The sequence below is a fragment of the Streptomyces huasconensis genome, from assembly GCF_021028635.1.
GTDB classification, from domain to species: domain Bacteria; phylum Actinomycetota; class Actinomycetes; order Streptomycetales; family Streptomycetaceae; genus Streptomyces; species Streptomyces huasconensis.
Window position 1 is genome coordinate 2,235,177 of the sequence record NZ_CP086119.1, and the last position, 21,737, is coordinate 2,256,913.

The 21,737-nt window shown below is 70.4% G+C and carries 18 protein-coding genes, 1 other RNA gene and 1 pseudogene; 16 read left to right on the forward strand and 4 right to left on the reverse strand.

Going from position 1 to position 21,737, the window contains the following annotated elements:
* The first annotated feature begins 26 nt into the window (after window positions 1–26).
* The 15 genes and pseudogenes from J2N69_RS10030 to J2N69_RS10100 all read left to right on the forward strand — a co-directional run bounded on the left by J2N69_RS10030 (window position 27) and on the right by J2N69_RS10100 (window position 17,131).
* Complete coding sequence (locus tag J2N69_RS10030) at window positions 27–281, forward strand: response regulator transcription factor (protein ID WP_230900423.1); 255 nt, start codon at window positions 27–29, stop codon at window positions 279–281.
* A 924-nt stretch (window positions 282–1,205) separates the two neighbouring features.
* Window positions 1,206–1,808 carry a GNAT family N-acetyltransferase gene (locus J2N69_RS10035; protein ID WP_230900424.1) on the forward strand — a complete coding sequence of 201 codons (603 nt, stop codon included), beginning with the start codon at window positions 1,206–1,208 and terminating at the stop codon, window positions 1,806–1,808.
* Between the two features lie 504 nt (window positions 1,809–2,312).
* Window positions 2,313–3,179 carry an immunity 49 family protein gene (locus J2N69_RS10040; protein ID WP_230900425.1) on the forward strand — a complete coding sequence of 289 codons (867 nt, stop codon included), beginning with the start codon at window positions 2,313–2,315 and terminating at the stop codon, window positions 3,177–3,179.
* 77 nt (window positions 3,180–3,256) lie between these two features.
* Window positions 3,257–3,505 (forward strand): hypothetical protein, encoded by a 249-nt coding sequence (locus J2N69_RS10045; protein WP_230900426.1) that lies wholly within the window; start codon window positions 3,257–3,259, stop codon window positions 3,503–3,505.
* Window positions 3,506–3,563: 58 nt separating this feature from the next.
* Window positions 3,564–3,986, forward strand: a complete 423-nt coding sequence (locus tag J2N69_RS10050) for a DUF6177 family protein (protein ID WP_269075664.1) — start codon at window positions 3,564–3,566, stop codon at window positions 3,984–3,986.
* A gap of 197 nt (window positions 3,987–4,183) precedes the next feature.
* Window positions 4,184–4,512 (forward strand): annotated as a pseudogene (locus J2N69_RS10055) (hypothetical protein).
* A 58-nt stretch (window positions 4,513–4,570) separates the two neighbouring features.
* Entirely contained in the window at window positions 4,571–4,879 is a 309-nt protein-coding gene (locus tag J2N69_RS10060) for a pore-forming ESAT-6 family protein (RefSeq protein ID WP_230900428.1), read from the forward strand.
* 62 nt (window positions 4,880–4,941) lie between these two features.
* Window positions 4,942–5,340, forward strand: coding sequence for a DUF6507 family protein (locus J2N69_RS10065; RefSeq protein WP_230900429.1), 399 nt, complete (start codon window positions 4,942–4,944; stop codon window positions 5,338–5,340).
* Window positions 5,337–7,916 (forward strand): hypothetical protein, encoded by a 2,580-nt coding sequence (locus J2N69_RS10070; protein ID WP_230904661.1) that lies wholly within the window; start codon window positions 5,337–5,339, stop codon window positions 7,914–7,916. Before J2N69_RS10065 ends, J2N69_RS10070 begins: the two co-directional genes overlap by 4 nt.
* Window positions 7,916–8,788 (forward strand): immunity 49 family protein, encoded by an 873-nt coding sequence (locus tag J2N69_RS10075; RefSeq protein ID WP_230900430.1) that lies wholly within the window; start codon window positions 7,916–7,918, stop codon window positions 8,786–8,788. Before J2N69_RS10070 ends, J2N69_RS10075 begins: the two co-directional genes overlap by 1 nt.
* 76 nt (window positions 8,789–8,864) lie before the next feature.
* Window positions 8,865–9,161 (forward strand): hypothetical protein, encoded by a 297-nt coding sequence (locus J2N69_RS10080; RefSeq protein WP_230900431.1) that lies wholly within the window; start codon window positions 8,865–8,867, stop codon window positions 9,159–9,161.
* A 31-nt stretch (window positions 9,162–9,192) separates the two neighbouring features.
* Window positions 9,193–10,557 (forward strand): type VII secretion integral membrane protein EccD, encoded by a 1,365-nt coding sequence (gene eccD, locus J2N69_RS10085; protein WP_230904662.1) that lies wholly within the window; start codon window positions 9,193–9,195, stop codon window positions 10,555–10,557.
* A 9-nt stretch (window positions 10,558–10,566) separates the two neighbouring features.
* Window positions 10,567–11,688 carry a CpaE/TadZ family protein gene (locus J2N69_RS10090; RefSeq protein ID WP_230900432.1) on the forward strand — a complete coding sequence of 374 codons (1,122 nt, stop codon included), beginning with the start codon at window positions 10,567–10,569 and terminating at the stop codon, window positions 11,686–11,688.
* Window positions 11,685–15,698 (forward strand): type VII secretion protein EccCa, encoded by a 4,014-nt coding sequence (eccCa, locus tag J2N69_RS10095; protein ID WP_230900433.1) that lies wholly within the window; start codon window positions 11,685–11,687, stop codon window positions 15,696–15,698. The genes J2N69_RS10090 and eccCa overlap by 4 nt, the downstream gene beginning before the upstream one ends.
* Window positions 15,695–17,131, forward strand: a complete 1,437-nt coding sequence (locus J2N69_RS10100; protein ID WP_230900434.1) for a DUF6177 family protein — start codon at window positions 15,695–15,697, stop codon at window positions 17,129–17,131. The genes eccCa and J2N69_RS10100 overlap by 4 nt, the downstream gene beginning before the upstream one ends.
* 120 nt (window positions 17,132–17,251) lie before the next feature.
* Here J2N69_RS10100 and rnpB read toward each other — a convergent pair.
* The 4 genes from rnpB to J2N69_RS10125 all read right to left on the reverse strand — a co-directional run bounded on the left by rnpB (window position 17,252) and on the right by J2N69_RS10125 (window position 20,707).
* An RNA gene (rnpB, locus tag J2N69_RS10105) (RNase P RNA component class A) lies at window positions 17,252–17,657 on the reverse strand.
* A gap of 152 nt (window positions 17,658–17,809) precedes the next feature.
* A complete protein-coding gene (locus J2N69_RS10110) occupies window positions 17,810–18,298 on the reverse strand; it encodes a TetR/AcrR family transcriptional regulator (RefSeq protein ID WP_230904663.1) in 489 nt (162 codons plus the stop codon).
* Between the two features lie 97 nt (window positions 18,299–18,395).
* Window positions 18,396–18,935, reverse strand: a complete 540-nt coding sequence (locus tag J2N69_RS10115; protein WP_230900435.1) for a DUF4260 family protein — start codon at window positions 18,933–18,935, stop codon at window positions 18,396–18,398.
* Window positions 18,936–19,264: 329 nt separating this feature from the next.
* The gene (locus J2N69_RS10125) at window positions 19,265–20,707 is read right to left on the reverse strand and encodes an RNB domain-containing ribonuclease (protein WP_230900436.1); all 1,443 of its coding nucleotides are present in this window, start codon (window positions 20,705–20,707) and stop codon (window positions 19,265–19,267) included.
* Between the two features lie 177 nt (window positions 20,708–20,884).
* On the opposite strand from J2N69_RS10125, the gene yaaA reads away from it, so the two are divergent.
* Entirely contained in the window at window positions 20,885–21,685 is an 801-nt protein-coding gene (gene yaaA / locus J2N69_RS10130) for a peroxide stress protein YaaA (protein WP_230900437.1), read from the forward strand.
* Window positions 21,686–21,737 lie beyond the last annotated feature (52 nt).

Below are 21,737 nucleotides of genomic sequence, written 5' to 3' on the forward strand. Positions count from 1 at the left end.
AGTAGCCAGTCCCTCCCGGAGGGAACATGCCAGCAACCAGCCGCCCGCAGAGCGCCCCGGCGCTGTCCCACCGAGAGCGTCAGGTGCTGGCGCACATCGCGGCGGGCCTCTCCCACAAGCAGGTGGCACGGCGCCTGGGCATCAGCGTCCACACGGTGAGCACGTACCTGCGCCGCATCCGCAGCAAGCGCACGGCGCCGACGGTGGCGCACCTGATCCGGCTGAGCATGATGGAGGACGTGGCGGCGATGTCGTCGCCGGGGGTGCGGCCGGGGTCCTGAGGACGGGGCTACGGAGGGCGGGCGCGGCATGAGGTCCCCCGTGAGGCGAAGCGCAGACCTGTGCCCGGCCCGGGTACCGGGGTACGGCGGTGGCCCTGCCCCCTGCCAGGCCGGCCTCCTGGACGACCCTCTGTTCTAGCTGGTGCACCTCTCTTCATGTGCTCGGGGTGCCCTCATGCGCCCGGGGTGTCCTCATGTGCCCGGGGCCTCTTCATGCGCCCGGGGTGAGAAGGTCGAGGAACTGCTGTTCGGCGCGGACCACGACGCGGCCGTCAGCTTCCAGCGGCGGCTGTGGGGGCGCGGGCCGAGTGGTCGGCCTGCACTGTCGCGCTCGCCGCTGATCACCGTATCCACGTGGTGTACCGCACCATCGCGGACGCCCCCGGACCGACTACCTCCTCCATCCCCCCGACCGGGACCGGGCCGAGCTTCTCGCCCGCGGCGACGGTCATCTCATGGAACCCGGCCTTTGCTGGCCCGAACTCGTGGGGGCGGCAGACCAGGCGCTGCCCGGCGGCAGCACCGCCGATCCCCATACCCGCCTGCTGCCCCTGCTGCCCGCGTTCGGCGACCACGAGGTGCCCGCCGATGCCGTTGCCCGACTGGCGGCCGCGCTACGGTCCCGCACGGGCGTGCGGGACCCCGAGCGTCTCGCCGTCGCTCTCCTGGCGACTCAAGGGACTCCCAGTCCCGCGCGCTGGACGACGGCCGGCCACGGCTTCCTGGTCAAGGAGGGCGAGTACTCCTTCCGCAACCCCGCCAACCGCTTCGCGCTATCGCCCGAACGCCCGGCGCGGGTGGCAACGCGCTGGCACCGACAGGGGATTTGGCGGGCCGCCGCTCTTCGGCCTCCCGGCCTCGTTGAGTCTCCAGCCTCCCGACCTCGTTGTGTCTCTCCCGGGCGGAGAGCCGATAGTGGACGGCATGAACAGCACCGACACCCCTACCGACGCGCCGCTGCCCTTCACCGTCACCTTGCGGGCGGACGCGACGCCGACGACCCCGGCCCTGACCCTCCGCCCCTGGCGCGAGGAGGACACAGCGGCGCTGGTCGAGGGCCATCGGGGCGCCCCGGCGGACGCCTCCGCGTCGGCCCCCGCCATGAGGACCGAAGCGGAGGGCCTGCGCTGGGTCCGCCACCAGCGGAAGAGCTGGACCACGGGCGCCCGCTACGCCTTCGCCGTACTAGAAACGGAACGCGACGGCGGCGAGGGCCGGTTGCTGGGCCACGTGGTCCTCAAGGACACCGCACCCGGCAGGGCCAGGGCGGAGGTCGGCTACTGGACGGCGGTCCCCGCCCGCGGCCAAGGCATCGCCCCTCGCGCCCTGGAAACCCTGACGACCTGGGCCTTTACCACCTTCGCCCCCACGGGCCTGACACACCTGCAACTTCTCCACCAGGTGACCAACCCGGCGTCGTGCCGCGTGGCGGAGAAGACGGGCTACGCCTTCACGGACATCGTGCCGGCGTCACCACCGGACTACCCGGCGGACGGACACCTGCACGTCCGCCGGGCGGGCGGCTGAACTCGCGGGGCGGCGAGGGGGAGCGAGTACCTCGGCTCGCGCCTCCCGACGCGAGGGAAGAATCGCACGAGACCGGCACAGAATGGTCTCGTCTCTCCGCCGGCACGCTCGGCGGGACCACGCCCACTATCGCGGGAGGACGAAACTGAGATTCGCTACTCTTTCTCGGACAGCGCGGGTGCCGAGCGTTACATGACCCTTGACAAGGCAGCTGAAAAGTCCTGGCCGGAGGACGGCGTCAACAACGCCCTTTACCGGGCTGTAGCGCGGACGGTAGCAGTCGCCTGGCTACGGGAGGGTAGAGCTCCGGAGCGGTTGATGGTGGCATCCTGAGTCGAATGCACTATCAGCACAAAGCCGCCCAAGTGGCCTTCGGAATAGAGGTCTTGGCGCGCCCACCCACGATGACGAAAGCCAGCTGCTGGAGTCGGTTTCAGTCCGACGTCGGCGGCTTCGTGACGCCCTCCCAAAAGCTCACGCAGATCTACCGAGAAAAGAGGGAATATGACCATCAACATTTCCCGTCATGACTTCCCCGTGGACAACGTGGCCGAAGCCATGGAACCGATCGTAAAGAACGCTGAGGACGCGCTCTCCGAGCTGGAGACTTCCGAGTTTGACCGCTTCGACGCCCTGGATCTGTCACTCACGGTCGCTAAGTGGTCGTGCCTGTCCGATCCCGCAGTTCGGGAATTCCCGACCTGGCAGGCCTGGGTCACCGCCATGCAAATCGGATCTGGCTTGTTCATCTCGGGCGTGGCGCCCAAAGGACCTGTCCCCTGCCGTATCGGAAGTCACGGCGAGGTGAAGAATCTCCCCGCGACCGGACCCCAGGACTATCTGCACGCCGGCAACTGGCTCACTGCCTACTATCTGGCAGCGATCTGCCGCGAGAACGAGCGCCTCGACCAATTGGCTCGTGTGCCCGTACGGTTCCTCCGCGCTTCGGGCATGGAGTTCGACGAGTACATCTACGCGTGGGTGGAAACGCTGCAGAATGCCTGGTTCGGCCGCCAGGAGACCTGGGACACCTTGGCCACTGCCATCAATGGCACCGATCCCGCAGCTCCCCATATCGCCAGCGCCCAGCTCATGCTCAAGATTCTCTACCCGCCTTTGGAGGTTTTCCATCGATACCAGAGGCGAGATCCAGAACCGTTCAATGCAGCGCTTGCCCAGGCCGTCACCTGGCACAAGGAATACTGGACCGAAGACGAGACCCGGTCCAGGAGCGGCGAGGGCTTGATTGCTCTCGGCCCTCTAGCCATCGCATGCATGGCCTTTGATGCCGATATGCCGATCGAAGTCGAGTCCGAGTACCTGCCCATGGCCCTCCTGCAACGCAGCTGGGTAGGAGAATTCGACACCTGAGCACGGTGCAGAGTGAGCAGCCGGGGAACCCCGATCACATATTCGCCATAACGATCTGAAAAAAGAAGCGGATGACGGTGGCAGCGCAGGATTACGACAGCCAGTTGCTGGAGTCGGTGTCGGTGCGGCGCCGGCGTCTGCGGGATGCCCTGTTGTTCGGTGGCCAGCGGCAGCGACGGACCGTCGATGAGCGGCTGGGGAAGGCGTTCGCCGGGGTGGTGATCGCAGCCGTGTTGTGTGCCGGGTGTGTGGGGTGGTCGTTGAGCCGCACGAGCGGTACGAGTCGTACGGCCTTGAGCCGGGTCACCCTGGTCGGAGAGCAGTGACGGGTGGACCTTGTCCTTCCCTCCCAGGAGCCGCTAGGGCGCCGACGAAGCCCAGCCCCTGGGCGCGAACACAGTGAACGAGATCGGACGCGACCACGCCCTGCACCCACAGACCGGCGCCCGCCCCACCCAACTCGGCCCCGTAGCCCGGCCCGCACTCCACTACCCCCTGGGAGACGGCACCGACCCAGGCCCCTGGGCGACACTGCAGCAGCTCAGCCGGCACCTGAAGCGAACACAGGAGGGAGCGTGGCGGACGGTGCGGGGAGCTGATCCGGTCGGGGGCGAAGCGGCCGCCAGCGGTGCGGAGGCACATGACGGCCGAGTGCTAACGCTGGACTCGTCCGACAACCCTCCGCCGCCCAGAGGCCCTGACGGGCAGACGAGTCGGGCTATACGCCGGGTTCTGTGCCGCGGGCCCTCGCAGACGTCGCGGCGACGGCCACCCATCTGTGCGCCGCCTCGCACACCACGCCCCTGATCACTGAATCTGCCGCACGGTCAGAGAGTGGGCCCGCGACCGAGCAGATCACGCCACTCGCCCTTAACGCGTTGCGCCTGCAACTCCTGAGGCGAGAGTATGTTCGATACACTACGCGGCGTGAGTGGGGCGTGCGCGCACTGCGACGACCGAACAGGCCGGGCGCCCAACCAGTTGACGGGTTACGGGGTGGGTTCATGAAGTTCGACATGGGGATACGACCCTCGCGGTGCTGGGGAAGAGCACGGTGGGGTCCAGCGACGATCTCGGCACGCTGATCCATCTGCTGGTCCAGGCGGCCGAGCCCCTGGAAGGCAAGTTCAACGGCGCCGGCAAGGCGACCTTCGACTCGTTCAAGCTGCGCGCGGACGACATCACCGCGGACCTGAACGGGGCGCTGTCCTCGATCCTGGGCGGCCAGGCGGGCATGGACGAGGCCTTCGGTACAGGTGACGACGAGCAGGCCGACAACGCGCACCAGAACATGGGTGCGGCCAACTTCGAGGCCGCACGCTTCTCCGGCTGAGCTGCATCCGACCGACCGTTCACGCACGCTTCTCTCAGCCACAGGGGACTGTTTTGTCATGGCAAATCAGAATCGTCGTTCCTACGACACCGGCGCCTCGTCCGACGTACAGGGCGGGCTGCAGATCATCATCGGCCAGCTCGAACGCGTCCTCGGCGACCGCGACCGCGCCGTGAAGGCCGCGATGGCCGACTACCAGGCCGACGGCGTCTCGGACGAGTACCACGGCAAAGAAGTCCGCTGGAACAAGGCGGCGAACGAGGTGCGCGACATCATCCGCCTGGTGCGCGGCACCTTGGAGAAGAACGACGGCACCGCCCAGACGACGCTCGCCAGGGCGCGGGCCGCGGTCGACAACATCGGCTGACCGGCCCGCGGAACGGCAGGGCGACAGAAGCGGCTTTACGGGGACGTGTAGGGGGATTTGGCATGCCTGGGTGGGACATCTCGCCGTCCGGTGTGAATTCGGTGACCTCGCTGGTGCGGCTGGCGATGGACGACATGGCCAAGGACATCAAGGCTTACGTGACCGACGCGGAGAGCGCGGCGGCATCGGCCGGCACGCTCGGCACGTCCTTCTGCGGGGCCGCGCCCGTCGGCCCGATCGGCGACGCGCTGGCACGGTTCATGGTGGGGACGGAGAGTGATGTGCGCTTCCTCGGGAAGCGGGCGGCCAAGTCGGTGAACGGCGCGGTCGAAGCGACCAACCACTATGTGGCCGGGGACCTGGAGCAGGCCGCGAACGCGCAGGAACAGGCGGGCCAGGCACCTGATGTGACGGTGTTCCTGCCGACGGCTCGCCAAAGGGGTGTCGGCCCGTGGACATGATCAAGCCGGCCGGCATACCCCGGTTCATCGGTAACTGGGGGCAGTTGGCGAAGGATGTCTCCGGGCTGCGCAGCGACGCCATCGGTATCAGGAACGGCGGAGCCGACGTCCATTCGCGCTTCCAGATGCTGGGGGCGTACTACACCGCGCCGGAAGCCGACGACCTGTTCGCCACCACAAAGCCGGTGATGGACGAGGCGGACACCTTCGCCGCCCATCTGGAGACGGTGGCCGACGCACTGGACACCTTCGCCGCCGAGGCCCGCCCGCTCGCCGAGAAGCTGAAGACCTTGCGCGAGAACGCCTTCAAGTTCGTCGCCGACGTCGAAGGTGACGACGACTGGACGGACGACGAAGACAAAGTCGCCCGCAACAACGGGTTGTGGGCGGACGTGATCGCGGCCGAGAGCGCCTTCCGAGCCGCCGAGCGCCGGGCGGCCGACAAGATCTCGGCGATCGTGGGCGGCCCCAAGTACATCGAGGACGACGGAAGCCACAAGGCGACCGAGCAGACCGTGATGTACGGCTACGACGCCGATGTGCTCAAGCAGGCGGAGGAGTTGCCCTGGGGCAGTCCGGTGAGCGAGACGACCGCACCCGGCGACTTCAAAGGTCACCTGAAGAATTTCCTGTACGACGGTTTCGCCGTCGACGGCGCCGGGGCCACCCTCAAGGGCCTGGGGGCCCTGGTGGGGATCGGTGGCTCGGCCAAGGAGGCCTGGGGTCACCTCGGGGATGCCGCCATGGGCACCGGTTACTACCTGGTGACCCCCCTGGACTGGGCCATGGACCAGACCATGTTCGCGGACGAGGACACCGAGACCATGAAGCGGCAGAAGGCCGCCGCCCGGGAGTTCGGCAAGGCCATGGTGGCCTGGGACCAGTGGGAGGAGCACCCGGTCCAGGCGGCCGGGACCACCACCTTCAACGTCCTCACGCTCGGCGCCGGACCGCTGGGCGCACTCGCCAGGGGCGGCTCCGTCGCCGGCAAGGCGGGCCTCGGCGCGAAGGCCGCCGGGATCGGCGCGAAGATCGGCACGTACGCCGACCCGGTCTCAGCCGGGCTCACCGTGGGCGGCAAGGCGATCAGCAAACTGCCGACCGTCGCGGAGGTCACGTCCCGGATTCGCGCCGGGGTCGGCGCCACGGCCGGGATCCAGCGGGTACACAGCTCCCTCGAATTCGAGGGCACCAGGGTCCGCGTGGAGGACGGCGAGTTCATCCGCCTCGACGCGGAGGGCAACCCCATCAGGGACACGGCGCCGCACGAGAAATCCGCCGACGAACGGGCGGTCTCCGAGCAAGTCCCGCCCCAGCGCGAGCGTGCTCTGGTCGGCGCAGGGAACCGGGTGCCCGGAGCCAGTGCTCACGCGGCCGAACACCTTTCGCCACAGGCCAGTCACGAGCCTCCTGCCGGCAGAGGTACGGCGGATTCTCCACGAGGTAGGGGACACAACGACGTTGTGGGCTCGGCCGGGTCGCGGAGCAATGACACGCTCGGTCCTAGCAGCTCCAACGGTCAGGGAACCTCCGGTGACACGGGGCGTGTTCCCTCGGCGCGTTCTGGTGATGGGGCCGCCAACGGCCTTGACGCTCTGGATCAGGCGCGCGCCAACGCCACGGCCAGGCCTGACGGGGCTGTCCCGAGCCGGCCAGGGAAGGTTGAGCGCCCCAGCTTCATGCGGGAGGGCCCCAATCCCTACGGGCCTCGCGGGTCGCTCACGCTGGAGCAGATCGAGGAAATCCAGGTCTATCGGGCCAACCATGAGCCCGGATATTTCGAGGATTATTACAAGGACAACGGCAATCGCAAGAGGCTGAGTTTCAAGGATCAGAGCGGGTTCACACCGCCTCAGCTCACCCGGGCAAGCAAGAACTCCCCGTGGATCCGCGCCAAGGACGCCCCGGATCCCCCGTCTCCGCATTTCCTCGACGAGGATTACATACCTCTCGGAGAGGACACACTTACGAGTGCTTCCCGGCGTAACACTCTCCATAAGGCCGCCGAAGCCCGCCACCATGCTGTCCAGTGGGACAACCTCATGGAACGCCTGAAGAATGAAACAGGCGAGTATCACAAAGCCCAAGGAACCATTGATTCGGCCGCCCTCTGGGGCGAGGCAAAAGGCGCCTACAAGGAATCCCACACTCAGATGGGACACCTGACTGAAGAATTTGGCGAAGCAGCGGCAAGACACCACTATATCGCCGAAAATTACCCAGGCTTCAAGGATGAGACGCTCCTCGGCCCAAAGAATGGGAACGACCAATTCGACCAGGTATGGACAGGGAAGGACGGTCGAGTAGTCGTTGTCGAAGCCAAGAGTAGCGATAAAACCAGGCTGGGGAAGCGAAACCTTCCAGGCGGTAGACAGGTCTCCCAGGGAAGCAAGGAGTACTTCGACGACATACTCCGCCTCATGAAGAAGCGTGGCGAAGTTGAGGTCGTTGCCGCCATTGAGAAGGCCATCGCCGAAGGGAAGCTAGAATACGTCGTCGTCAAGGGAGGAAGGAACGCGGGTGCGTACACTGGCCTCCTGTATCGGCGCTTCGATATCAGCAAGGGAACTCTTTAGTGACCGCAATCATCTCCCGGCATGACCTGCGACCAGAGCCCAGCGCTGAGCAGTTGGCGGAGCGGCTGGGTACACACCTGAGCAAGGGCATCGACAGTCTCGAGGACTCCGTCGGCGCTGCCGGCTTGATCAACTCCCACTTCGACACGGCACTCCTGGTGCTGAACGCCCGCTGTGTCATCGATCCGCAAGCGGATGCGGTCGAGACGTGGGAGGCCGTCGTCAATGCGATGCAGCTGGGCTCGGCGCTGTTCGCCATGACAAGTTCGAGCGAGGGAACCGTTGAATGCCGTATCAACGGCAAGATGCGGACACTTCCGGTTGTCGGACCGCTTTCGACTGCCGATGCGGGTAAGTGGCTGACTGCTTTCTGGCTGGCGGTCATCTGCCGTGAGAGGCAGCGGATGACGCAACTGTGCGAGGTTCCGCTGGAGCGGCTGCGATCTCCGCAGGGGGAGTACGACGAGTACGTCTACCACTGGGTTGACACCCTGCAGACGTACTGGCTGCGGCGGCCGGGCCTCGTGGAGAAGTTGACTGCGACGTTTGAGGCGTCGAGCCCCTCAGTTGCGACGATCGCTCCGCGCGACCTACTGGACGGCGTGCTCTACCCGCCGATCAACCTCTTCTACCACTTCGTCCGGAAGGACGAGGCCGGCTTCAGCCCGGCCTTGGAGGAGGCATTGAAGCTGCACAAGGCGTACTGGACCATGGACGAGGACCGGGAGTCGGATATCGACGGCAGCGTCGCCCTGGGCCCCCTGGCGATCGCTTCCCTGGCGTACGACGGGAAGATCCCGATTGATGTCGAGTCCGATTACCTGCCCAAATACCTTTTGGAGCACGGTTGGTTGGGCGAGTTCCCCACATGAGGCGGATATGACCGCGGAGGTGTGGTGAAGAGCTCGTCGCTCTCGGGCACCGGTCGACCACGAAGAACAGAAGCGGATGACGGTGGCAGCGCAGGATTACGACAGTCAGTTGCTGGAGTCGGTGTCGGTGCGGCGCCGGCGCCTGCGGGATGCCCTGTTGTTCGGTGGCCAGCGGCAGCGGCGGACCGTCGATGAGCGGCTGGGGAAGGTGTTCGCCGGGGTGGTGATCGCGGCCGTGCTGTGTGCCGGGTGTGTGGGGTGGTCGTTCATTTCGCATCGGCTTATCGGGAAGAGCCCCTACAGCACATCAGTGCCGACTTCCCCGACGTCCGCGCCCTCCCCTTCTCCCTCCGCAACACCTTCCTCTCGATGATAGGTTCGAACGCGTGATATCTGCGGGGCCGTTGAGCCGCACGAGCGGTACGAGTCGTACGGCCTTGAGCCGGGTCACCCTGGTCGGAGAGCAGCGGCGGGTGGACCTTGTCCTTCCCTCCCAGGAGCCCGTCGGGCTCCTGCTGCCCGAAGTGCTGCGGCTGCTCGGTGATCAGACCGCCGGTCGGCCCATGCTGCGGCATCTCGTCACCGCGGACGGTTCGGCCCTCGCGCACGACAGCTCCCTGGAGTCCGCCGGGATACCGGACGGCGCCGTGCTGCGGCTGGTGCGGGCCGAGGACGCGCCCTCCGCGCCCGTCGTGCACGACGTCACCGATGAGGCCGCCGAGGGTCTGGAGGGGCGGGCCTGGCGGTGGGGGCCCGCGGCCCGGCGGGTGGTGGCCGGGCTTGCCACCGTCCTCTGGGTTCTCGTCGCCGGGGTGTTGGCTCGCGGTGAGTTCGCGTTGGGGGACGTGGGCAACGCCCTGGTGGGCGTCGCCGTTCTGGCCTGCGTCGCCGGGGTTGTGCTGGGGCGCATGAAGCGGCGGGGGCTCTCCGCCACGCTGATCGTCACCGCCGGGACGCTGGGTGCACTCGGGGCCTGGACGTTGGCCGACACCCATGCCTGGTCCGACGCCGTGCGGCTGGCAGGGGTAGGCCTGGCCGCGGTGCTGGTGCTGCTCTTCCTGGGGTGGTTCTCGCCGTTGGGGCGGGGCGGGTCGATCGGGGCCGGGGCCACCCTCGGCTGCCTGGTTCTGTGGGAAGCGTCCGTCGCCTCGCAGGGCGGGGCGCGGACCGTGACCGAGCAGGCCCGGATGGGGGCCCTGCTCGCCGTCGTATCCGTGGTTGTTCTTGGTGTGCTGCCGCGGCTCGCCCTGATGGCCTCCGGCCTTTCGGGGCTGGACGACCGGCGTTCTGGCGGGACGTCGGTGAGCCGTTATCGCGTCACTGCCGCGCTGACCGCCACCCACCGTGGACTGGCTGTCGCCACCGTCGTGCTGGCCCTCTCGGCGGCGGCCGCCGGCGTGCTGGTGCTCAAGGAGCCGACCGTGTGGACCGTGCTCCTCGCCGTGGTCACGGCGGTGGTGCTCGCGCTGCGGGCCCGGGCCTTTCCGCTGGTCGCCGAGGTGGTCGCGCTGTTCGCCGCCGCCGCCGCCGTCGTCGTGGCGCTGGTCGTGGTGTGGCTGGGGCGTTCCCCTGCCGCGGGCCCGCTGGCTGTCCTCGTCGTACTCGCCGTGATTCCGCTCGTGGCGCTCGCGGTGGAGCCGCCCGAGCACGTGCGGGTGCGGCTTCGGCGGGCCGGGGACCTCGTGGAGTCCGTGGGCGTGATCGCGCTGCTGCCGCTGGCCATCGGCGTGTTCGGTGTGTACGGGCGCCTGCTCGACACCTTCGCGTAGGGGGTCGACATGGTTCAGGAAGACGACTGGCAGCGGAACGTACTGAGGGATCTTGGAGCGAGCATCGGCCCGGCGGTCGAACCGGTCGACGTGCTCCGCGGAGCGGACAGTGACCGACGGCCCGCTCCCCAGCCGACGGCTCCGGCCCGCCCCGTACGTGGCGATGCCCGCCCCGTACACGGCAACGCCCGCGACCCCCGCATCCCCATGCCCACCCCCGAGCCCGTCCCCACCGTCGACCCCCGCCTGGCCCGCGCCCTGGGCAGCCCGCAGCACGGCAACTCCGCGGTCCGCCGCACAGGACGCTCGCTGCGCAAGCTCACCGCGTCGGCCGGCCAGGAGGTCACCGAGCAGACCCGGCTCGCCCGCGAGGTGCAGCAGCCGGTCACCACCGGCCGCGTCATCGCCGTCACGTCGATCCGGGGCGGGGTCGGCAAGTCCACCGTCTCCGCGCTCCTGGCCCGGACCTTCAACCACTACCGGCACGACCCCGTCCTCGCCCTGGAGGCCGACGCCGCGCTCGGCACCCTGCCGGTCCGACTCGGCGCCGAGTCGGTGCGCTGGGCCTGCGCGGACCTCGCCCCCGTCCTCAGCCCCGCCATGCGACTCACCGACGTCACCGGCTACCTGGTCCCCGTGACCGACGGCGGCTGGCTGCTGCCCGCGAGCCGGGGACGTGTCGGCGCCCCGCTCGACGTACCCACCTACCGCACCGTCACCCTCGCCCTGCGCCGCTACTTCGCCGTCACCGTGGTCGACTGCGAGACCCTGCCCGGCGAGGTGGCCCGCACCGCCATGGACACCGCCCACGCCCGCGTCGTCGTCGCCCCGATGACCGCCGAGGGCGTCGGCGGCACCCGCATCGTCCTGGACTGGCTGGCCCAGCTGCCGCACTCGGCCCTGCCCACCACCGTGGTCGCGCTGTCCGCCAACTCCCCCGACACCACACTGGACTTGAAGGCCGCCACCACGCATCTGCGAGAGACCGGGGCGGCCGTCGTCGCCCTGCCCTACGACCGCCATCTGGCCCAAGGAGGCCCCATCCACACCGGCATGCTCGGCCAGAACTCCCGGGATGCCGCCGTGCGGTTGGCGGCCGAGGCGATGGGGCGGGCGGTGCGGGTGCGATGACCCACCACCTGATCCACCGCCCGGCCCGCTCCACCCGGCCACTGGACACCACGCCCGAGCGCATCATCGAGCCGCCCCCGAACCTGCCCGAGGGCAAGATGGGCAACGCCGCCACCGCGCTCCTGCCCATGGCCGGCGTCATGGGCTCGGTCGTGATGATGACCGTCATCCGCAACAGCCAGTTCGCCGCCGTCGGCGCCATCGTCCTCGTCTTCGCCCTGCTCGGCGCGGTCGCCCTCTTCCTCTCCCAGCGCGGCAAGGCCCAGCGCACCCGGCGTGCCCAGCGCGAGCGCTATCTCGAGTACGTCGAGGAACAGCGCGAGGAACTGGGCGCCGTCGAGCGGGAGCTGCGGCGGCGGGCACGGGTCCTCAATCCGCCTCCGACAGCCCTGTACGACCTGGTGCGCGACCCGGCCCGGCTGTGGGAGCGACGCCGTCTCGACGCGGACTTCCTGCGCGTGCGGCTCGGTACCGGCGACGTACCCGTGCAGCGCCTGGAGATCGGGCAGAACTCGGGCAGCGGTGTGCTGACCCCGCCCGACCCCTTCATGCTGAACGAAGCACGGGCCCTGCAGCACCGGTTCATCACCGCCACCGACTTCCCCCTCATGGCGCCCCTGGACCGCGCGGGCAACGTCAGCGTCATCGGCGAACGCGAGGACGTACTCCGAGTGGCCCGGGCTCTGCTGATCCAGGCCGCCGTGACCCACGCCCCGGACGATGTCTCGATCGCGCTCGGCGTGCCCGGCGAACGCCTGGACGAGTGGGAGTGGACCAAGTGGCTGCCGCACGTCCTCGACACACTGCGGGACGACGGGCCGGTCGCCGCCCGGCGCATCGCGCCCAGCCTCGACCAGCTCGCCCGCCAGTGCGCCCCGGACCTGCGACGCCGTTCCTCGTACGCCGCCGAAGTGCGTCGCGGCCTGGCCGACCGCAACGCGCTGCGGATGAACGACCGGCTCCTGGTGGTCAGCGACTGCCACGGCAGCACGGCCGCCGAACTACCCCGCCCGGACACGGCCGTCGACCTCACCGGCATGGGCGTGACCGTGCTCCACCTGCTCGAGCAGCAGGTGCACGAACCCGATCAGGTGTCGGTGCGGATCACCGTCGACGGCGAGAAGGTCACTGTCGAGGACCTGCGCACCCCCGACGCGACGCCCGGCCACGGAACCACCGACGCGGTCAGCATTCCCGGCGCCGAAGGCCTGGCCCGCATGCTCGCCCCGCTGCGCCTGTCGGCCGAATCCGCCGCCGAGGGCACTCCGATCTCCGGCCCCGTCGACTTCCCCACCCTCCTCGGCATCGACGACCCGGCCGCCCTCGACCTGAAGCGACTGTGGGCGCCACGCGGCGAACGCGACTTCCTGCGCGTACCCATCGGCCTCAACGACCGCCATGAACCAGTCCTGCTGGACCTCAAGGAGTCCTCCGAGCTGGGCATGGGCCCGCACGGCCTGTGCGTCGGCGCCACCGGCTCCGGCAAGAGCGAGCTCCTGCGCACCCTGGTCCTGGCCCTGGTCGCCACCCACTCCCCCGAAGACCTGGCACTCGTCCTGGTCGACTACAAGGGCGGCGCCACCTTCGCCCCCTTCACCCAACTCCCGCACGTCGCCGGAGTCATCACCAACCTGGAGAACCAGGCCGGACTCGTCGAACGCGTCCACACCAGCCTGGCCGGCGAGGTCAAGCGCCGCCAGCAGGTCCTCAAGGACGCCGGGAACGTCGCGGACATCGGCCACTACGCCGCCCTGCGCGCCAAACATCCCGAACTCGACCTGGAGGCACTGCCCCACCTTTTCGTCGTCATCGACGAGTTCGGCGAACTCCTCACCGCCAAGCCCGACTTCATCGACCTGTTCCTCTCCATCGGCCGCATCGGCCGCTCCATCGGCGTCCACCTGCTGCTCTCCAGCCAACGCATCGAATCCGGCAAGCTCAAGGGCCTGGAGACCTACCTCTCCTACCGGCTCGGCCTGCGCACCTTCTCCGCCGACGAATCCCGCACCGTCCTGGACACGGTCGACGCCTTCCAGCTGCCACCGCTGCCGGGCTTCGGCTATCTCAAGGTCGACACATCGACGTATGAACGCTTCAAGGCGGGCTACGTCTCCGGCGCCCACCGCGGCCCGGCTCTGACCGGTCAGTCCGATCACGAATCCCTCGCCTGGCTCTATCCCACCTACAACACGGGGCAGGCCCCCCAGGCCGACGCGCCCGCCGAACCCGCCATGCGGGAGCGGGAAACCGGCCCGACGGTCCTTTCGGCCATGGTCGACCAGCTCTGCACCGCCGCTCCCCCCGTACGCCGCATCTGGCTGCCCCCGCTGCCCGACGCCCTCACCCTCGACCAGGCGGCCGGCCCCGTCCAAGCCTCCGAACGCGGCCTTCACCTCGCCCGGCGGGGCGATGACGCGATGCGCGTACCCCTGGGCGTACTCGACGATCCGGCCAAGCAGTGGCAGGAACCCTGGTTCCTGGATCTGACCGTCGCGGGCGGTCATACCGCCGTCATCGGCGGCCCGCAGTCCGGCAAGACGACCCTGCTGCGCACCCTCGCGCTCTCCCTGTCCCTCACCCACACCCCTGCCGACGTCGCCGTGTACGGCCTGGACCTGGTCGGCGGCGGGCTCTCCGCCCTGGCCGGTCTTCCGCACGTCGGCGGCATCGCGGGCCGCGCCGACCACGAACGCGCCGCGCGCACCGTGGCCGAGGTCCGCGCCCAACTCGCCCTGCGCGAAGAGCTGTTCCGCGAGTACGGGATCGACTCCGTCGACCAGCTGCGCCGCCTGCGGGCACGGGGCAGACTGACCGAACTCGGTTCGACCGACATCGTCCTGCTCATCGACGGATTCGGCGCGCTGCGCGACGAGTTCTCCGAGCTCGACGACACCGTCGCCGACCTCCTCAAACGCGGCAGCGGCTACGGCATCCACATCGTGGCCGGCATGCTGCGCTGGAACGACGTACGCATCGCCACCCAGTCCATGTTCGGCTCGCGTGTCGAGCTGCGTCTCAACGACCCTTCGGACTCGAGTGTCGACCGCAAGCTGTCCGAGACGCTGACCGCGGACACTCCGGGCCGGGTCCTGACCGACGCCAAGCTCTTCGCCCAGACCGCCCTGCCCCGCGTCGACGGCCGTCCCGCCACCGGCGACCTCGGCCCCTCCCTGGAAAGCGCGGCCCGCACGCTGCGGGCGAGCTGGCACGGCGAACTCGCCGCACCGGTAAGGGTGTTGCCCACCATGCTGCCCGCCGCGAAGCTGCCCTCACCCACCGCCGAGCCCTCCCGCCTCCCGCTCGGCGTCGACCAGGACGCCCTCGCCCCGGCCCACCTCGACCTGTTCGGCAGCGACCAGCACCTGCTGGTCCTCGGCGACAACGAATGCGGCAAGACGAACCTGCTGAAGCTGATCACCCAGCAGCTCATCGACCGCCACGGCGACAAGGACCTGGTCTTCGGCGTCTTCGACCCGCGCCGGGGTCTACGCGGCACCGTCCCCGAGCCCTACCGTGGCGGCTACGCCCACAACGCCAAGCTCGCCGCCGCCCTCGCCACCGGCATCGCGGGCGAACTCGAAAAGCGCCTCCCGGAGACCGCCGACCCCGACACGATCGCCGACGGGCCCGGCTTCACCGGCCCCCGCATCGTCATCCTCGTGGACGACTACGACATCCTCACCACCGCGGGCCAGCAGCCCCTGGCGCCCTTCCTGCCCTACGTCTCCTCCGCCCAGGACATCGGCCTGCACTTCGTCATCACCCGCCGCGTCGCCGGAGCCTCCCGCGCCCTGTACGAGCCCTTCCTCACCACCCTGCGCGAGACCGGCGCCACCGCCCTGCTCATGACCGGCGACCGCACCGAAGGCCAGCTCTTCCCCGGCCTCTACGCCTGTGCCCAGCCCCCGGGCCGCGGCACCTTGGTCCGCCGGGGCCGACGCCACCAGCTCATCCAGACCGCCCTCGCCCCGGAGACCGGCACGATCGACACGGAGACCCAGCGACCGTGACCAAGGACGTCATCGCCCTCACGCCCACGATGCCCGACATCAACGTCCTGCTCGCCGGGCTCTTCGCGGGCGGCCCTTCCCTGGGCGTCACCGGCGTGCACGAGGGAGCCGTCGTCCAGCTCTGCACCCCGACCGGCCGCCCTCTCGTCTCCGTCGAAGCGCCCCTCCTCATCCAGGTCCCCGGCGAGGCACAGCGCTTGCTCGGAGCCGAAGCGGCCGCCCCCCACGTCCCGTTCTGGTGGACCGAAGCCCGCGCCTCCACCGCCGTCGAGGAGGGTGAGCGGCTCGCCGGTTCGTTCGCCGGACGCCTTGCCGCCGTGCTCGACGGCACGGTCTGGCCGCCGGAAGCCGCCCACACAGATGTCGTCCCGCTCTCCCCCGAGACCGCGACCGCCGCCCCGGCACCGGACTCGGCGCCTCCCGCCGTCGACGTCCTCACCGACAAGGCCGCGGTCGTCATCCAGGACCGCCCCGTCGTGGCCATCACCAGTTGGCTGGCCGACGCCCTGCGCATGGCTGCCGCCGGCGACCTGGCCCTGCAGATCGTCACGCCACCACACACCAGGCTCACCCTGCCCACCCGCACCGCCTTGCACGGGCACCCCAACCGCTGGGTCGTGCAGGACCCCGACTGCGGGTACTACGACGGCCTCTCCGGTGCCGAACTCCACTGGCAGGACGGCCACTTCACGCCGGTGAGGTCCGCGGACGGAAACACCCGGGTGGCCGAAGCCTTCAAACCCAGGACCGCACCCGACGCTCCGGGCGCGCGCCAGCTGAGTTTCTCCCTTCACACGACCCACGCCGCAGATGAACACCTCCTGCTCGGCGGCGCCCTGGAAGCCGCCTGGCAGGCCCTCACCGGTACTTCACCGGCCGGATGGTCCACCGCCGAACCCATCTGCCTGCCCTGGTCCCGACGCCAGATGACCGAGCTGGCCCGCTCCCGCGCCCAGAGGTCCGCCCCCACGTGGCTGACCACCATCGGCTCCCCCGACCGCCCGGCCATCGCCACCACCCGCGTCGCCCACACCTCGTCGGGCATCGAGGAGCACATCGCCCTCACCCTCGGTTACGGCGCCGACGAAGCCCCGCCCCTGGACGCCGTCGCCCCGCTGGCCGAGATCCTCGCCACCGAGCACGGCCTGGCCTCCATGGTCACCACACTCCGCACCGCCGACCGGGACCTCACCGTCCCGCCCAGGTTCGAAACCCCGCCGATCCCCCTCGCCTTCACCCTGGGCGCGGACACAGTGCGCGAGATCGGCCGCGACCACGCACTGCACCCACAGGCCGGCGCCCGCCCCACCCCACTCGGCCCCGCGGCCCGGCCCGCACTCCACTACCCCCTGGGAGACGGCACCGACCCAGGCTCCTGGGCGACACTGCAGCAGCTCATCCGGCACCTGAAGCGGACACAGGAGGAAACGTGACGGACAGTGCGGGGAGCTGATCCGGTCGCGGAAGCGGCCAGTGGCGATGCGGAGGCACGTGGCGGCCGAGTGCTGCCGCTGGACCCCGGCAACCCCTGGCCGCCCAGAGGCCCTGACGGGCAGACGAGTCGGGCTGTACGCCGGGTTCTGTGCCGCGGGTCCTCGCGGACGTCGCGGTGACGGCCATCCATCTAGGGCCGGCATTGCTGCCGGCCTCGTGCGGTCTACCCGCGGACTCGGGCGGGCAGCCCTCGAACGTCCGCGCAGAGCGCGTGTTACCGCGCTCCTCTTGACCTTGCTCCAGGTGGGGTTTACCTAGCTGCCCAGGTCACCCTGGGCACTGGTGGTCTCTTACACCACCGTTTCACCCTTACCGAGGACCGAGGTCCCCGGCGGTCTGTTTTCTGTGGCACTGTCCCGCGGGTCACCCCGGGTGGCCGTTAGCCACCACCTTGCCCTGTGGAGCCCGGACGTTCCTCGGGAAGGTCCCCCGGAGGGGTCTTCACGCGGCCGTCCGCCCGGCTCGTCTGCCGTGCCGACCATGTTACCCGGCGGGCGACCCGCCCCGGCGCCGTGGCCGCCGTCGCCAGGACCGCCGCGCCCGAGGGGTGCCCTGGTCCGGTCCAGCGGGCCAATTCGCGGGGCGCCCCGCCGCGGGCGGCCCGGGTCCGCACTGTCTCAGGGGCGCAGGGCCCGCATGCCCTTCCGCCAGGCCGCGCCGAGGTCGACGCCGTCGGGGAATCGTCCGTAGATCTCCAGGATGACCATGCCGTGCCCGAACGCCCACGCGGCGCGGGCCAGGTCGGCGTCCCCGGCGCAGGCCCGCATCAGGGGGGCCGCGGCCCGCTCCTCCAGCCCCTCGGGCAGGGCGTGGCGTGGGAGGGGGCGTTCGGTGGCCAGGCGGTAGAGGTGCGGGTGGCGCAGGGCGTACGCGCGGTAGGCCTCGCTCAGGGCGTCGAGGGAGCCAGGGGCCTCGGCCTCGGCGGCTTCGCAGGCCGCGGCGGACTCGTCCAGCATCTGCGCGATCAGCTGCACCTCCACCGCGGACTTGTCGGGGAAGTGCTTGTAGAGCGAGGGTGCCTTGATGCCGAGCCGGTCGGCGAGGACACGCATCGTGAGCTTCTCGGCGCCGGACTCCTCGAGCAGGTCCCGGGCCGCGGAGACGATCTCCCTGGCCCGGGGGGTGAGGTGCTGCCCCCAGGTCGGGCGGGCGTCCGTCCCGTGCTGGTCCCCGTACGGGTTCCCGTGCCGGTCCCCCTGCTCGTCAGTCACGCTGGAAACCCTCCTTCGTACGCAGTCCGAAGCCGAAGGCGCGATCGTACGAGATGTGGGCGAGCCAGCCGCACAGTGCCGCGAGGACGGGTGCCCAGACCGCCTGCCCGACGGTGAGGAGGACGGCGATGAGCACGGCGGGGACCAGGGCCCGGTGGGCGGCGTTGTAGAACGGGACGGCGCGGGGCGGGAGTTGACCGCGGGCCATGTGGGGCGCGTCGCGCAGGCCGACCAGGAACGTCAGGTCGGGCGCGATGAGGAAGACGAGGGCGAGCGTACCCGCGGGCCAGCCGTGGTCGACGGCTTCCCGGACGGCGACGACGGACCAGAACACGGCATTGGCCAGCCAGGCGACGCGGCGGATGACGGTGAGGGTGGTCGGCTTGGCGGTTCGGGGCCCGCCGGTATGGGGCTCGCTGGTACGGGACCCGTCGGTGCGGGGCCCGCCGGTACGAGAACCGCCGGTACGGGGCTCGTCGGCACGGGGTGCAGCAATACCGGACGTAGCGGTATCGGACGTAACGGTGCTCATGTGGTCTCCGAGGTGGTAGCAGCTAACAGCGTTAGCCTCGCCCTCCCGCCAAGCTACGGCTAACGACGTTAGCCGTCAAGGCGTGGTGACGCCGACGATGCCGGCGAGCTCTCCGATCCGCCTGGGCCCGGTGGAACTGCTGCGCCACTCCGTGACCCTCGCCCGCGTCCGGCGGCTGACCGGGCTGGGCCTCCGACCTCGCCCGCCAGGAGGCCGTGATCAAGGAGCGCAGGGAGCGGCTGGGGAGTCTGCTGGCCGGCGCGGAGCGGGGGCGGTTGCCGCCCGAGGGGCCCATGTCCGCCACCCCCACGCGGGCGCGAGCCGGCCCCTCACGCGGGCGCGAACCGTACCTTCGCCGCCGTCGGGTCCGCCTGGGTGAGGCGTACGCGCAGGCGTTCGCCCAGGGGGAGGGCCGCCGGGCCGCCCTCGACGCGGGCCACGACCGCCGGGTCCGTCAACTGGACGGTACCGACGGCCGGTTCGTGGTCCTTCACGTCCACCACCACCGCGTCGAACAGCTCCCCGACCCGGTCCTTGAGCAGCGCCGCCTCGACGATGTCCACGCACTCGCGCTCCACCATGTTGCCGCGCCGGGTGCCCTCCGCCATCTCCTTGGGCAGCTCGTCCAGGGCGGCCAGGACCCACTGCGGGACCCCCGCGCCCGCGCACGCCGCGAGGCACAGCTCGGAGGCGTAGCGGTCGACGAGGCGGCGCAGGGGGGCGGTGCAGTGGGCGTAGGGGGCGGCGACCGCGGCGTGCAGGGTGTGTTCGGGGATCTCGCCGCCGCTGAACGCGGTGTATCCCGCGCCCCGCAGCAGCGTCGTGCACTCCTGGAGGAAGGCGGCGTGCTGTGGCTGCCGGGGGTCGAGGGAGCGGACGAGTTCCGCGTACGGGACGTGGTGCGGCCAGTCGACGCGCAGCGCCTTGGCGGTACGGCGCAGGCGGCCGACCGCGCCGTCGGGGGCGGTCGGCAGGGTCCGCAGGATGCCCGTACCCGAGGCGATCATGAGGTCGGCGGCGGCCATGCCGGTGAGCAGGGAGATCTGGGCGTTCCAGCCGTCGGCGGGCAGGGGTGCGCGGTAGGCGGGTTCGTACGTGCCGTCGCGCTCCACGATCTCCTGCTCGGGGACGTTGAGGGAGATGCCGCCGCGTTCGGCCTCCAGGCGCTCGCGCAGGGTCCCGATGTCGCGCAGCAGTGCGACCGGCTCCTCCGCGGTGCCGTCGTCGATGGCGCGCTGCACCCCCGCGTAGTCCAGTTTCGCCCGGCTGCGGACGAGGGCGCGGCGTACGTCGGTGTGTTCGGCGCGGCCGTCCTCGTCGAGGTCGATCGTCCACAGGGCCGCCGGGCGGCTCTGGCCGGGCAGCAGGCTGGCGGCGCCCTCGCTCAGGGCCGTGGGGTGCAGCGGGACCTTCTCGTCGGGGAAGTAGAGGGTGGTGACGCGGCGGTGGGCCTCGGTGTCGACCGCGCCGCCGGGTGTGACGTACGCGGCGACGTCCGCGATCGCGTACCGCACGCGGTAGCCGCCCGACTCGCGCCGCGACAGGTGCATGGCCTGGTCGAGGTCGACGGAGGTGGGCGGGTCGATGGTGAAGAGGGGGATGTCCGTCGCGTCGTGGTCCGGCAGCCGGGGCGCGGCGGCGGCGCGTTCCGCCTCCGCTAGGGCCTCGGCGGGGAAGGCGTCGGGGACGTCGAGTGTCGTGCGCAGGGCACGCAGCGCGGCCCGCAACGGAGCCTCCGCTGCGCCGGTCACACGGAGCTGGCGGCGCGGCATGACCCGAGCGTATGGCGGACCGCTGCCCTTGGCACGCCGGGGTGTTCCGCCCTCAGCCACGCAGGGCTGTGCCGCCCCGGCCCCTTCGCCGCCAGGCCGCCGCGGGCCGGTTTCCGCACCCCGTACCCTTTCGCAGGGGCCGCGCCCCTCCCCCGTACCGCCTAAGGAGATCCGATCGTGCTCGTCCTGCTGCCGCCGTCCGAAGGCAAGGCCTCGTCCGGGCGGGGTGCCCCGCTCCAGCCCGAGACGCTGTCGTTGCCGGGGCTCGCCGAGGCGCGGCGGGCCGTGCTCGACGAGGTGGTCGAGCTGTGCGCCGCCGACGAGGAGAAGGCGCGGCTCGTGCTCGGGCTCAGCGAGGGGCTGCGGGGCGAGGTCGCCAAGAACGCCGGGCTGCGCACGGCGGGTGCCCGTCCCGCCGGGGAGATCTACACGGGCGTGCTGTACGACGCCCTGGACCTGGCCTCGCTCGACGCCGCCGCCAAGCGCCGCGCCGCCCGGTCCCTGCTCGTCTTCTCCGGGCTGTGGGGCGCCGTCGGCGTGAACGACAAGATCCCCTCCTACCGTTGCTCGATGGGCGTGAAGCTGCCGGGCCTCGGGGCGCTCGGCGCCTACTGGCGTACGCCGATGGCCTCCGTCCTGCCCGAGGCGGCCGGGGACGGGCTGGTCCTCGACCTGCGGTCGTCGGCGTACGCGGCGGCGTGGAAGCCGAAGGGCGAGGTGGCGGGGCGGACGGCGACCGTACGGGTGCTGCACGCGCAGGTCGTGGACGGGGTCGAGAAGCGGTCCGTGGTCTCGCACTTCAACAAGGCGACGAAGGGCCGCATCGTCCGGTCCCTCCTGACCACGGGCGTCCGGCCGGAGAACCCCGCCGAGCTGGTGGAGGCGCTGCGCGACCTGGGGCACGTGGTGGAGGCGGAGCCGCCCGCTAAGGCGGGCAAGCCGTGGGCGCTGGACGTGGTGGTGCGGGAGATCCACTGACCGGTCCGGCCCCCTGTTGCAGCATGCGCAATGACCTTTGCGCATGCTGCGG